The organism is Pedobacter sp. UC225_61 (assembly GCF_044452285.1).
Taxonomy (GTDB): Bacteria; Bacteroidota; Bacteroidia; order Sphingobacteriales; family Sphingobacteriaceae; genus Pedobacter.
The window spans coordinates 2774606-2789057 of record NZ_JBIOAL010000001.1; the positions used below are offsets into that span (position 1 = coordinate 2774606).

10 protein-coding genes are annotated in these 14452 nt (G+C 33.4%); 2 read left to right on the forward strand and 8 right to left on the reverse strand.

Annotation, left to right across the window (positions count from 1 at the left end; all coding sequences use genetic code 11):
* Positions 1 to 70: 70 nt before the first annotated feature.
* The 3 genes from ACHMWN_RS12675 to ACHMWN_RS12685 are packed head-to-tail and all read right to left on the reverse strand — an operon-like array spanning position 71 to position 5171.
* A complete protein-coding gene (locus ACHMWN_RS12675; protein WP_397301622.1) occupies positions 71 to 2548 on the reverse strand; it encodes a ligase-associated DNA damage response DEXH box helicase in 2478 nt (825 codons plus the stop codon).
* Positions 2545 to 4137: an ATP-dependent DNA ligase gene (locus ACHMWN_RS12680; protein WP_397301625.1), complete on the reverse strand. Its 1593-nt coding sequence runs from the start codon at positions 4135 to 4137 to the stop codon at positions 2545 to 2547. The genes ACHMWN_RS12675 and ACHMWN_RS12680 overlap by 4 nt, the downstream gene beginning before the upstream one ends.
* Positions 4134 to 5171 carry a ligase-associated DNA damage response exonuclease gene (locus ACHMWN_RS12685; protein ID WP_397301627.1) on the reverse strand — a complete coding sequence of 346 codons (1038 nt, stop codon included), beginning with the start codon at positions 5169 to 5171 and terminating at the stop codon, positions 4134 to 4136. The genes ACHMWN_RS12680 and ACHMWN_RS12685 overlap by 4 nt, the downstream gene beginning before the upstream one ends.
* A gap of 129 nt (positions 5172 to 5300) precedes the next feature.
* Here ACHMWN_RS12685 and ACHMWN_RS12690 point away from each other — a divergent pair, with 129 nt between their 5' ends.
* Together ACHMWN_RS12690 and ACHMWN_RS12695 are read left to right on the forward strand one after the other, a co-directional pair.
* A complete protein-coding gene (locus ACHMWN_RS12690) occupies positions 5301 to 5912 on the forward strand; it encodes a hypothetical protein (protein WP_397301630.1) in 612 nt (203 codons plus the stop codon).
* A complete protein-coding gene (locus tag ACHMWN_RS12695; RefSeq protein WP_397301633.1) occupies positions 5912 to 6613 on the forward strand; it encodes a DUF3307 domain-containing protein in 702 nt (233 codons plus the stop codon). The genes ACHMWN_RS12690 and ACHMWN_RS12695 overlap by 1 nt, the downstream gene beginning before the upstream one ends.
* A gap of 188 nt (positions 6614 to 6801) precedes the next feature.
* Here the strand turns inward: ACHMWN_RS12695 and ACHMWN_RS12700 are convergent, their stop codons facing one another.
* The 5 genes from ACHMWN_RS12700 to ACHMWN_RS12720 all read right to left on the reverse strand — a co-directional run bounded on the left by ACHMWN_RS12700 (position 6802) and on the right by ACHMWN_RS12720 (position 14426).
* Positions 6802 to 8973, reverse strand: coding sequence for a S9 family peptidase (locus tag ACHMWN_RS12700; protein ID WP_397301635.1), 2172 nt, complete (start codon positions 8971 to 8973; stop codon positions 6802 to 6804).
* 1 nt (position 8974) lies between these two features.
* Positions 8975 to 10675, reverse strand: coding sequence for an LTA synthase family protein (locus ACHMWN_RS12705; RefSeq protein WP_397301638.1), 1701 nt, complete (start codon positions 10673 to 10675; stop codon positions 8975 to 8977).
* A 225-nt stretch (positions 10676 to 10900) separates the two neighbouring features.
* Positions 10901 to 11569 (reverse strand): hypothetical protein, encoded by a 669-nt coding sequence (locus ACHMWN_RS12710; RefSeq protein WP_397301640.1) that lies wholly within the window; start codon positions 11567 to 11569, stop codon positions 10901 to 10903.
* A gap of 30 nt (positions 11570 to 11599) precedes the next feature.
* Positions 11600 to 12379, reverse strand: coding sequence for an enoyl-CoA hydratase/isomerase family protein (locus tag ACHMWN_RS12715; RefSeq protein WP_397301643.1), 780 nt, complete (start codon positions 12377 to 12379; stop codon positions 11600 to 11602).
* A 1-nt stretch (position 12380) separates the two neighbouring features.
* A complete protein-coding gene (locus ACHMWN_RS12720) occupies positions 12381 to 14426 on the reverse strand; it encodes a ComEC/Rec2 family competence protein (protein WP_397303588.1) in 2046 nt (681 codons plus the stop codon).
* Positions 14427 to 14452: the final 26 nt, after the last annotated feature.

Below are 14452 nucleotides of genomic sequence, written 5' to 3' on the forward strand. Positions count from 1 at the left end.
TACTACGGCAAAGTTAAATATAGTTTGTCAAAGTATTGAGATATTTAATAAAGCTTTACATAGCACGCTTTTATTTAAAAACTTCCACTTTCATTCGCTCAATTCTATGTTCTAAATCTTCAGAACTCATATTGGCTCTCAAACTATCAACTTTGATTGGAAATGATAGGGGTGTAAATCTTTTTGGATGGGTAATTACAATTGTACTCTTCTGAATACGATGTAAGGCAGCCGCCAATCGTGGCTCTTCCAACTGCTGATAAAAAACCTCATCATAAGCTTGTCGCAACAATAGATTGTGTTTATCAAAATCGCTAAAAACATTAAAAAACAAACCAGCTGAAGATTGCAAATGTTTATTTGCTACATACTTGCCAGGGTAACCTTGAAAAACCAAACCAGAAATACAGGCAATATCCCTGAATTTTCTCCGAGCCATTTCCGTAGAATTAATACTTAGTGAAATATCTTCTGTTAAATTTTTTGGAGAAAAAACTTCATACGCAATTGCATCATCCATAGGAATTTCGATGTCACTTAAAAGCTCAAAGCCATAATCGTTCATAGCTAATGAAAAAGTTATTGGAATTAATTTACTCAAACGATAGGCAACTAAAGCAGCTAAAATTTCATGAACAAGTCTTCCTTCAAATGGATAAGCAAAAAGGTGAAAACCTTCTTTATTATTAATCATTTCAATTAACAACTCATCATTTCTTGGCACATGAGAACGTTCTTGTTGCACTAAAAATAATGGATAAACCACATCCAATTCTTCTTCTTGATGTGTTTTATTCAATACCTCATTGTATTTTTTTCTTAAAACTGTTCCGAGATTTGATGATAAAGGTAATCTTCCACCTAACCAACTTGGCGACATTGCTTTCTTTTGTTTGCTCTTACGCACAATCACAGTCATGTCTTTAATGTGTACAAATTCTAAAATTTTTCCCGCTAAGGTAAAGCTATCTCCAGCCTTAAGTTTAGAAACAAAATATTCTTCCACCATTCCGATATAGCCACCAGAAAGGAACTTTACTTTCAGCATTGCATCACTTACAATTGTTCCAATGTGTAATCTGTGCCGCATAGCAATTTGTCTGCTTTTCACCTTCCAAAGTCCATCATCCTCATCTTTCGAAACTTTTTTGAATTCTTGATAAGCAGTTAAGCTATCTCCACCAGATGTGATAAATTGCATTATCCAGTTCCATTCTTCAGGTAGGAGCATTTTAAAAGCGTGAGTGTTTTTTACTTCTTCGTAGATAATTTTATCATCAAAACCATCGCCAATGGCAAGCGTAACCAAATATTGAATAAGTGTATCGAAAACCATAATCACAGGCTCTCTACTTTCGATGTTGTTTTCTTTTGCGGCCTCTTTAATTGCTGCAGCTTCTACCAATTCTAAAGCATGGGTAGGTAAGAAGTAAATTTTAGAAGTTTCGCCAGGAGAGTGCCCCGAACGACCAGCTCTTTGCAAAAAACGAGCGACACCTTTTGGAGAGCCTACTTGCACAACAGTGTCTACAGGCTTAAAATCTACCCCTAAATCTAAAGATGAAGTGGCAATAACAGCTTTCAATAGCCCAGTATGCAAAGCATCTTCAATCCAATTACGTAACTCAAAATCTATCGAACCATGATGAATTGCAATTCGTCCAGCTAATTCTGGTTCAATATTTAGCAGATGCTGATACCACATTTCAGACTGTCCACGAGTATTGATAAAAATTAAAGTGGTTTTGCTTTTTTCGATGATTGGAAGCAGCTTGTAAGCTAGTTTTAAGCCCAAATGACCTGCCCAAGGCAAGGTTTCAATATCATCTGGTAATATAGACTTAATGATAATTTTTTTATTCAGCTTTGCTTTAATAATAGTTCGTTTAGCGGTTAAATCAGGCTCAATAACATCTAAAGCTTCTTCAATATTTCCAATGGTTGCAGAAATTCCCCAAACTCTTAAATGTTGTTTTTTATTGGCTTTCTGCAAACCCTTAATTCTAGATATTGCTAATTCTACTAAAACGCCCCGTTTACTTCCTAAAAGTTCATGCCACTCATCTGCAACAATACATTTTAGGCTCTCAAATACTGTTGATGAACCTTTTTGCGCTAATAAAAGATGTAAACTTTCTGGAGTGATGAGCAAAATCTCTGGCATGGATTTTTTCTGTTGCAGTTTCTCTGCTTGTGTAGTATCTCCATTTCTTACAGCTACATGCCAATCTAGTTCAAGCTCTGCTAACACTTCTCGCATCGCCCTTGCAATATCTTTAGCTAAGGATCGTAATGGTGTAATCCAGATGAGTTGTAAACGATCTTTTGCTTTCTTCTTATCCTTCTGTTCTGCTAAATTAATTCCCTCAATCACAACGGCTAAAAATAAAGAAAATGCTTTTCCAAAACCAGTAGGTGCGTTCACTAAACCGCTGTAACCTTTGGCATAATAACTCCAAGCTTCTTCTTGAAACTTAAACGGTTTTTTATCATCTTTTTTAAGCCAATCTAGAACTTGCTGATAACCTTTTGTTTTAGCTAAACTCATAATGTAGAATGCAATAACTGTTTGAGGTCATCTAAAGTATTAATTTCATCTGCTTTTTTATCTTTTCGCCATCGGGCGATACGAGGAAAACGCAATGCTAAACCAGCTTTATGTCTTTTGCTTTCGTTAATACCTTCAAATGCAATTTCGAAAACAAGTTCTGGTTTTACCGTTCTAACCGGACCAAATTTTTCTATCGCATTTTTATTAACGAATGAATTTACCTCTTTAATTTCTTTATCTGTTAAACCTGAATAAGCTTTTGCAATGGTAATTAATTGTTCGCCATCTCTAACGGCAAAAGTATAATCGGTATAAAAATTAGCTCTACGTCCGCTTCCTTTTTGAGCGTAAATCATAACGGTATCAACTGTATAGGGATTTATTTTCCATTTCCACCAATCCCCACGTTTACGGCCAGTATGAAATATGGAATTTAGCTTTTTAAGCATAATCCCTTCACTATTTAAATCTCGAGATGTTTCTCTTAGTTCGGCCAGTTTTTCCCAGCTATCAAATTCAATTACTGGAGATAATAAGGCAATATCTTTTGTTGTTAAATTACCTATAATGTTAACTAAAATTTTTCTCCTTTGAGATAAAGGTTCTTGTCGGATATCATTACCTTCAAACTCCAAAACATCATAAGTAAAAAAACCAATAGGTGCGTCGTTTAGTTGAGATTTATTTATTGTTTTACGATTTAATCTTTGTTGTAATGTGCTAAAAGATTGAACATTGCCATCCTTAACCGAAAGTATTTCTCCGTCTAAAACAATGCCATCTGGTAATTCATCTTTTAAAAAATGTAGTTCAGGAAATTGATCTGTCACTAATTCTTCGCCCCGCGACCAAATAAATAATTCTCCATTTCTTTTTACGATTTGGCCACGTATACCATCCCATTTCCATTCGGCTTGCCAAGCACTTGTTTCTCCTAAGTTTTCGGGTTCAGTTTCTAGCGCATAAGCCAAACAAAAAGGGTAGGGCCAGCTATTGTTGGTATTTACGTGAGCACCAGCAATCAGTTCTTGATAAGTGATTTCGTTTGGCAACCATTTACCCATAATGCTGTGCATTATCTTACTACTATCTTCTTCACTATGTTTAGCAAGGGCATTTACCAGCATTTTGTTAGAAACCCCAATTCTAAAATTTCCAGATATTAACTTATTGAAAATGAAACGTTCTTGCGTGTTTAAACTGTTCCAAGCCTCTAAAATGTATTTTTTTTTAGCTTCGTCAGTTTCTCCTTGCAATTGTGAAAGCTCTGTGATCCATTGGTGTAAAGGCTTTTCAATTGCATTTTCTGCTGTTGGAAGAACCAATGCAATGGTTTCACTCAAATCGCCAACGCTGCTGTAACTTTCAGAAAATAACCATTCTGGAATACCGCTTAGTTCAATTGCCCATTGTTTAATTAGTGCGGTATTTACTGGTCTTTTTGGTCGCTTACCAGTAAACATAGCGATTACATAAGGTTTATCCTTGTCATCAGCTTCTGTGAAATAGGAAACCAAAGCAGCGATTTTATCATTCGTTTTGTTGCTGAGTTCTAATTCTTGGATGAGTTGTGAAAAGCGCTTCATTTACTTTCTTCTTTAAGTGGATTTTCATTCGCTTCACCAATAATTTCATCATCATCTTCAGCGCCATATTTGGTGGTTACCTCTTCAGAACTTATGCCAACTTCGTTTAAATATTTTGAAAAAACTGCAGTAGAACCATGTGTAACGAATACTTTTTCTGCTTCTGTTGCTTTAATAGCCGATAGTAATCCTGGCCAATCTGCGTGGTCACTTAAGGCAAAACCAGCATCTGCACTACGCCATCTTCTGCCTGCTCTTACCGCCATCCAGCCGCTACAAACTCCAATTGCAGGTTGTTGTAAATTTTTCACCCATCTGCCATCGGCTAATGCAGGCGGAATAATCACTATTCCCTTTTGCATTTCATCTTTTTTTATTTCTGGAGTTATTCTTATCGTTTCTGGTAATTCTACACCAGCTTCAGCGAAACCTTCATTTAAATTGGCAATAGAGTTATGAACGTAAATGGGATATTCACCAGCCAAATTTTTAATTAATCTTTGTGCCTTACCTAAACTGTAAGCCACTAGAATGCTGGTTTTTCCCTTTGTACAATTGTCTGCAATCCAGCTTTTAATTTGCTCAAATATTAATTCTTGAGCCTGCCAAGTATAAATTGGTAATCCGAAAGTGCTTTCAGAAACAAAAGTATGGCATTTTACAGGCTCAAACGCAGTGCTAATGCCATCATATTCTACTTTGTAATCTCCAGAAACTACACAAATTTCTCCTTTATATTCCAATCTAATTTGAGATGAGCCAATTACATGTCCTGCTGGAAAAAGACTTAATTTAACGCCATTTATATCTATTTCTTTATTGTATGGCAAGGTTTGTACATTGTCTTCTAAACCATAACGTTGCTTTAAAATAGGTTTGGTTAAATCGTGGCACAAATAGTTTTTATTTCCCCATTTTACATGGTCTGCGTGTCCATGTGTCGTTACTGCATAATCTACAGGATGCCAAGGGTCGATGTAAAAATTGCCTTGTTTGCAGTAGATCCCTCTATTTGTAAATTTAATTAAAGCCATATCTACTATAAACGAACAAGTTGCCGTATAAGTTTTATTTATAATTATCGGGTATTTAGCCGATATATTAAATTATCGGGTATTTAGCCGATATTTGGAATTATCGGGTATTTAGCCGATATTAGATTTATGATAGCTGTAATAACTGGAGACATTATTAATTCTAGGGAACTACCTGATGAGTGGATAGGTACACTTAAAGCTGCATTAGAAGGTCTTTTTGGTAAAAATATTAACTGGGAAATATTTAGAGGTGATAGTTTTCAGATAGAATTAAATGCCAAAGATGCTTTAATAAATGCCATATATATTAAAGCTTGTATTAAAACCTTAAAAGGTGCCGATGTAAGAATTGGAATAGGTCTTGGAAAAAAAACTATTAATGCAGAGAAGGTAACTGAAGCAAATGGTGAAGCATTTGTTAACTCTGGTGGAGCTTTTGATGCTTTGAAAATAACTAAGGTAAATATGGCTATTAAAACGCCTTGGCCAAATTTTGATGAAGAGCTAAATTTATTTATTAAATTGGCGTTAATAACAATGGATAGTTGGAGCCAAATTTCTGCAGAAATGGTTAAATATGCCATTGAAAACCAAAATACCAAACAAGATAAGATTGCGAAAATATCTGGCAGAAGCCAATCTTCTGTAAGTGAAGCTTTAAAAAGAGCACATTTTACTGAAATAATGGAACTAGAAAATAGGTACAGGATTCTAATTGCCAAACTAATTAAAAAATAATGGAAATTGTTTTACTGAAACTTTTACTAGCTCATATACTTGGCGATTTCTTTCTTCAGCCAAATTCTTGGGTTGTAGAAAAAGAGAAAAAGAAACTAAAATCTGACAAGCTTTACCTGCATATAGCCATTCATACTGCTCTAATATTTGTGGTTTTTATGTCTTTTAGTGTTTGGAAAATAGCACTGGCTATCGGCGTATTACATGGGATTATCGATGCTTTAAAACTGACTTTTCAAAATGCAAAAACCAAGAGAATTTGGTTTTTTATAGACCAGTTCTTGCATATTGTAGTTATCTTAACTTGTTGGCAATATTATTACTACGCTACCATAAACCTAGATTTTCTACATACCACCAAATTCTGGTTGTTTTTAATTGGCGCACTATTCCTTACATCGCCAACGGCTATATTTATAAGAGTAATTATTGCTAAATGGATACCAGAAAGTACTACTTCTTCCTTGCAAGATGCTGGTAAATTTATCGGCATTATAGAACGTTTATTAATCTATTTATTTGTTTGTACGCATCATTTCGAGGCAGTAGGTTTTTTACTGGCAGCCAAGTCTATTTTTAGGTTTGGAGATTTAAAAGAAGCTCACGATATTAAACTGACAGAATATGTTTTAATTGGAACTTTATTGAGTTTCGGTATTGCTTTAATTGTAGCTATGACCGTTATGAGTATCACATTGTAATTTTGAATAAGTAGTAAAAACCTGCGTAATTTAAACCTAAACGAAGTGTAAAGCCCACAGTTGAGGGACGAAACGAGGACTTGAAGCAAAGTGCAGGAATAACATTAAATAGAAATATTGAAATTGCTTTTCAACTAAAAAGCCTCAAATATTAATACTTGAGGCTTTCTGCTTTTTATAATTTTAGATTATCTTGCTCCTGGAGGGCAATTCTCTTTTAAGAATTTAGTGTAAGTTAAAGCTAAATGCTCGCTTGTTCCAGCGCCTTCAAAAATGCCGTGTGTACGATTTGGATAACTCATCATTTGGAATACTTTCTTGTTCTTAATCAATTCGTTAATCAGCATTTCTGCGTTTTGATAATGAACATTATCGTCTCCAGTTCCATGAATGTACAATAAATTTCCAACCAAGTTCTTAGCATAGGTAATAGGAGAGCCTTTTACATAAGCATCAGTAGTAGGGAATGGAGTACCCATATAACGCTCTTGATAAATGTTATCGTAAGTTAACTGATTAGCAACTGCAGCTACAGCAATACCAGTTTTATAGATTTCTGGGTATTGGAACAACAAATTTAAGGTAGAGGAACCACCACCGCTCCAACCGTGAACAGCAACACGATCTTTATCCATAAATGAATACGTTGCTAATAACTTTTTAGTAGCCATTGCTTGGTCGCGGATATTGATGATACCAATGTTTTTATAAATAGCTTTACGCCACTCTTTGCCTTTTGGAACTGGTGCACCACGATTGTCCATAGAAATGTAGATATAACCATCTTTAGCCATATCGCCTACATATAAACCGTTTCTACCAGCACCCCAAACGTCTGCAGCAGTTTGTGATGCAGGTTCACCATATACGTAAAACACAACAGGGTATTTTTTAGTAGCATCGAAATTATCTGGTTTTTTCATCCAGCCATCCATTTCAACACCATCTTCTGTAGTTACTTTAAAAAACTCTACTTTGTTTTTTGGCGGTGTTTGTTTAGCCAATTGGTTTGTTATACTTCCTTCCATAGTTAATGGATTATTGGTCGCAAAATTCATCCACTCTGTAACTGGAGAAACAACTGAACTGTTGTAGCTATGACGAGCGTATAAACCATTTGGTGAAATCGAATAACTGTGTGTACCAGGTAGAATAGAAGGAGTTACCATTTCTAGTTTTCCTTTTCCATCTAATTTGGTTTTGTACAGGTATTTTTGGGTGGCATTTGTTGGCGACGCCATAAAATAAACAGTGTTGTTTTTTTCGTCAATTAAGTTAACGCTAATTACATCGTAGTTGCCTTTGGTAATTAGTGTTTCTTTTTTGCCATCTCTGCTAACGCGATATAAATGCGTATAACCGTCTTTTTCAGTTTGATAAACAAATTCTTTGTTGCCATTTAACCACACAAAACTATCTTGTGGATCTATCCAAGCTTTATCGTTTTCTTTATAAATTTCTGTTACAGAACCAGTTGTTGCATTCGCAATAAACAATTTGCTTTCGTTTTGCTCACGATTTAATTGCTGCAAAATAACTTCGTTTGTGTTCGGAATCCAATCCATACGAGGAATGTAATGCTGAATATTATCGCCTGGAACAGCTAACCAATTTGTTTTTGCAGTTGCAACATCAACCACACCAATTTTACAAGATGATGGATCTTGGCCAACTTTTGGATACTCTACTGGAACTGTAAAAGGATAAATAGAATCCGTATTGTTAATCATTAAAAAGTTTTTGATTTTGGTTGCATCAATTTGCCAATAAGCGATAGATTTACTATCAGGAGCCCATCTAAAACCATCTAAACAATTAAATTCTTCTTCATAAACCCAGTCAAACGTACCGTTAATCATTCGAGAGGTTCCATCTGTGGTCAATGCTTTAATCGCTCCTGTAGCAAAATCTTCTACATAGATATTGTGTTCGCTTACATAAGCTACTTTAGTTGCATCTGGAGAAAATTTAGCGAACATTAATGAAGAAGCTGGTTTACCTTTTCCAATTTGTTTTAATGTATTGTTTGCAATATCTGCAACCCAATAATCGCCACGACTATCTTGACGCCATACTCTTTTTGTATTGGTGTAGATAAGTGCTTTTGTACCATCATCCGTTAATTGAAAACTTCTTACATTTAAAGGACTTGAAGCATTTGGTGGAGTAAGTAATGCTTTACTTATAACTGTTTTGCGCTCACTTTTTGGCAGAGTAATGGTGACGATTTCTCCACCAGCATTTTGATAATAACTGTTCCCGTCTTTGGTCCAGTTAATGCCACCTCTTTGTGCTTTTACATTGCCATTACCAATAAAGGCTACAACTGCAATAGCGATAAATAGTTTTGTTAGTTTCATATTATAGTTTTATAAATTGTTGATATACAGCTTGTAAATAGGACTGACCTAATTTAAGATTTTTGTTTGTTTGTGTGCTATCTTTCGGATGGCTATTGTACAAAATATTTTTGCCAATGTTATCAAATGTAACACAATGGTTATCATTAATAAAACCTAATCCGTTATCCCAACTAAAAAAGGCAAAATGTTTACTATAAGGATTAAGTAGGTTTTTGCTCCATAAAAAATCAGTATGTGGAATATTTAACTGAGCCAATAGTGTAGCAGCAATATCTTGTTGACTTCCTAGTTGATCAAATTTCTTTCCTTGATATTCATCTTTAATTACATCTCCATAAAAAAGCAAAGGAATATGATAACGTTGAGGTTGAAAAATCTCGAATTTATTTTTTGGATACAAGTGACCATGATCGGCCACAAAAATAAATAATGTGTTTTTATACCAAGCTTGCTTTTTAGCTTTTGATAAATAGTCATTTATGCATGAATCCGTATAATAAGCTGTGCTTTTGAACTTCTGAATGATGTCTTTATTTCCAAATTTTGGTTTTGTAGGAAGTTCAAAAGGTTCATGGTTAGTTAAAGACAAAATGGTAGAAAAGAAAGGTTGTTTTTCCTGATTTATATCTTGCAATTGCCTATTAAAAACAAGTCCATCATACGCTCCCCATTTAGAATTCATGTCTTTTTTATCGAAACTGTGTTTATCAATTAGTTTCTGATAATTATGACTCAGAAGAAATGCTTTATAATTATCAAATTCGGATTCACCACCATAATAGAATGAAGTTTGATAGTTTTTTTGATAAAGTTTCTGGCTGATTGCAGGTATTTTCTGCATTTTTTCCGGCCATTTAACTATACTTCCTGTTCCTAAAGTAGGAAAGCTGCTAAGTGTTGCAATTAAGCCTTTATCTGTACGGTTGCCAGCGGCGTAAATATTGGTAAATAATACTCCTTTATTCATTAAGCTGTCAAAGTTGGGGGTAATTCCATCTTCATCACCTAATGTTTTTGTTAAATCTGCTGTAAAACTTTCTAAAATAAAGATGACAATGTTAGGTTTCTGAGTTTTTAAAATAGATATAGTGGTATCTTTTTCAACTTTGTATAATTCTGAAACTCGTTTTTCCGCAGTTGCATTATCAAAATATAAATAAGGGTTTTTATTCGTTTTTGTGGAAGATAGTATACTCGATATCAAATTCCATTCTGTATTTAATGAGGCATGATTTAAAATTTCATACTTCGAAAAATAGGCCATGCTTTGGTTATTTGGAGCAACATCAACACCACCTCTAATTAATAAAAAATTAAATCCATGTAGGAGAATCGCAACTATAGATTTTAGCCATAGTGGTGTTTTAACAAAGTTGATTTCTTTTTTGATTAAAATAAAATTGAGATAAAAACCGGACGCAATTAATATCGCCCATATAAACATGGAAAATAGGAAAGGAGAAGATCCACTTGAGGCCATTGCTTCTTTAGGCGCTTCTATAATAGGTGCCAAAGCAGCATGATTTATTTTAATACCCCATTCTCGATAGGTGTTGAAATTAACAATTGAAAAAAAACCAAAAAGAACGATGAAAATTTTATTATAAATTGAAACCCATTTAAAATAGACAACTGTTTTCTTGGAAAAATACCAAAATATAAAAACTAGCAATGGAATTACAGCAATATAAGCTGCCATTGAAAAATCTAGTTTTAATGCATAATAAAAAGTTGTTATCCTCTCTCCAAAAGGTATTTCTCGTAGTTTTTTATGGAAAATACAAAGAAAAACTAATCTGTCTATTGCAAAAAACAATAACCAACACAGAAAAAAACGAGCAAAAAAAATCAGGTTTTTAAACATTGGCGCAATTTAATAAAAGCCATGAATAAAAACCTGATTTGAGATAACGATTATTAGCGATTATTCACCACCACCACGTTGTAATGCCATAATTTCTTCCATGGTTTTAACTTCATAACCTTTAGGTACCTCTAATGTTAATGGACCAACTTTTTCTTCTGTAATGTTTTTAGCAGTCAATGTAGTTTTAACACCTTGTTGGAAACGAGTAAATTTAAGTATTGCACCTTTAACATCTTTAAACTCTTGTCCAGAAAACCCAGCTGGTAATTCTACATCTGTAGTTGCCCAAAGCTCATAGGTACCACCTTTGTCATCTTTGTATGTATATTTCTCAGCATTGTATGCACCCATCATTTTTTTCTCGCCAGTAGCTTTAAAATCGCTGAATTTCGGAGCAGATGCATTTGCTTTGTCTTGATCTTCTTTCGTTTGTTTAACAGCATATTGCCATTGTGCAACAGGAACATCGATTAAAAGAAGTCCAGTATTTGAAGCTGCATCTCTAAATACAGTGATAGTCGCTGGTCCTTGCTCAATTTCAATTTTTGATATTGGACCATTAAATTTTACTTTCGTTTCAGAAGGTAATTGTGCAGCCATAGCTTCTTGCTCCGCAGTCAAAGCATAATCCATTGTATAAGTTACAGAACCTTCAGTTATTTTTTTTTGTGCATGAGCGTAGATAGCTGAGCTAATTAGGATAGCGGCTAAAACGCCAGTTTTCATAGATTTAAACATATTATTTTTAGATTTAATTTACCATTTAGTTTTTTCTTTATTTAGAAAGGATGAAACGCCTTTTTTAAAATCATCACTTTCTCTTACTCTTGCATTAATTTGTACTGCCATTTCTAAACTCTTTTCCAAGCCTAAATTGGTAGTTTGATTAATAAGCTGTTTAGTTACCATCAATGCATTTGCAGATGCGTTGTTACACAAATCTACTGCAAAATTATTTACACTTTGAGCAATATCTTCTTTTTTTGTTACAAAAGTTATAAGGTTATATTTTAGGGCTTCTTCCGCTGGAAATAAATTTCCAGTTAATAAAAGTTTCTTGACAATGGTTTCACTTGTTTTACGAACTAAAAAACAAGAAACTAATGCTGGAACAAAACCTAATTTAACTTCTGTATAACCAAAATTCGCTTCAGGTACTGCAAAAATAATGTCGCAAACAGTTGCTAAACCACATCCGCCAGCAATTGCATGACCTTCAACCTGAGCAATTACAATTTTAGGCAAATAGCAAATAGTGGTAAATAGATTTTTTAAGCGATTTGAATCTGCTAAATTTTCTTCGTACGAATTTTGTTGTAATTGTTGCAAATAAGCAAGATCCGCACCTGCACTAAAGGTATCTCCATTCGCTTTTAAAATAATGACTTTAACCTCATCATCTTCGGCCGCTTTTAGCAAGTGCTCCGTTAAAAGACTCACCAATTCTGGATTTAGAGCATTACGTTTATCAACACGATTTAGTGTAATAGTTGCAATTCTATCAGCTACATTATATAAAACAAGTTCTTCAACCATGTTATTTGACAACCTTAAGGTCTATCAAATATGAATTATTTTTCTTTAAAATGTGCGATTTCAATTGAAATTTATTTGCATCTTGTTCATAACGTTTAATCAAGTAATCCTTATTCGTAGCATCTACTAACAAAGTTGAAAATAGAACTTCATTGCGTAAATCTGCTATGCTTTTTCTTGGATTTCCATGTAACCAAATACTTTCAAACTTAGGTAATTGTTCAATTTTTTTATAGTTAAAATCATTATCAACTAATAAAATATGATAACGATGAAATACAAGCTGATGCTCTTTTTTTGTGAATGAATTAAATAGTGTATCCTGTTCCCATTTCACAAAGTGGATGTTTTTAATTTGTAGTTGATCTAAGGCTGGTTTAACAAAAAACTCATAATTTTTATTGTTTGCACTTAAATCTGTTAGAAGAATTACTTGGTTTCCATCTATAAAAGCAGCTGCATAATTTTTCCTTAGACTAAAAAACATAATCTTTCTCTGTTGTGATGCTGAGATTTTATAATATGCTGCAAATGACTGAAAAACAAAAATGCTGAGTATAGAACCTAGGAGTAGGTTTTTCTTATAATTTACTAATGCAATCACGAAAATAATCAAAGTAAAACTCAATAAAATTAACTGCCATTGATTTAACCAAATTGATGTAATGCCTGAAAATGGAAGATTGGCAATCCATTTTAAACCAGCATTAGTAAAGTTAATTATCCATTCAAAAATTGGCGCTAAGAAATAAAGCCGAAGCATTAAAATTCCAATGCCTAAATACATCATAGCTGTTAATGGAAGTAGAATAAATAAATTACTGAAAATAAAATATAACGGAAACTGATGAAAATAGTAAATGCTCAATGGGAAAGTAGCAATCTGTGCGGCTAAACTTAGTGCAACTGTTGCCCATAATTTATCTATCCATTTATTTTTAATATAAAACCATTTGTAAATCTTCGGTTGCAAATAGATTAATCCAAATACCGATAAAAAGGAGAGTTGAAAACCAACATCCCATATTAAAAAAGGATTATAGATCAACAAACAAAAAGCAGTAAATGCCAATATATTATAACTATTGCTATTTTTATTAAATGCTTTTGCTAAAATATAAACTGTCAACATAATTGCGGAACGAAGGACAGATGGCGAAAATCCAGTTAAAAGTGAATAATACCAGATTAAAGAGGAGATGAGCAGAAGTTTGAAAATCTTTAATGCTCTTTTCTTATCTAAAAAGAATAAAGCCCAATTTAAAAAGATGTAGATAATACCAACATGCATTCCTGAAACAGACAAGGCATGTATTGTTCCGGTTTTACTATAAGCAGCCAAAGTTTCTTTACTTAAATCTGCTCTATAACCTAATACTAAAGTTGATGCAACGGCAAAAGCTTCGTCATTATGGATCAGTTTTCTATAAATAGCAACTTGTCTTTTTCTTACTCCAATGGCATATTTTATAACAGGATTACCGGTTTTGCTTTTTAATTTTATTAAATGATTTTGATTAATAAATGTTTGCTGATAGATATTTTTTGTGGCTAACCATGCTTTAAAATCAAATTCTGATGAATTGTATGATGGTTCTACAGGTAAATTTTTAGAAGAAATTATCAATTCATCTCCATATTTTAATTGCACTGGGTTTAAACTATCAACTTTTAAAGCAATTAATAGTTTTCCACTTAAATTTTGAGGTTTATTAGTTGCATAACCTGTAGTAACAACCGCTTCAAATCGAACTATATCATTGGTTTGCTGTGGCTCATCATTCACCCATACTTTTAAATAGTCAAATGAATAATTTGCGTAATATTCTTTTTTTAACGGTTGAGTATTTAGTAAACACATTAGTGCGCCAATCGTAAAACAAAAGAAATAGAAGATTATACCTGTTATACCTTTAAATTTATACGCTTTTAAAGTTTTATAAAAGCTATTAATAACAATTAGATAAATTAGCAGTGCTATGCTTAGAGCTAATACTAAAGCTAATAACAAATGGTTTTGAAAATTATAAACACAGCAAATTCCCATAATAAATGGGATCAAAACTCTTACAA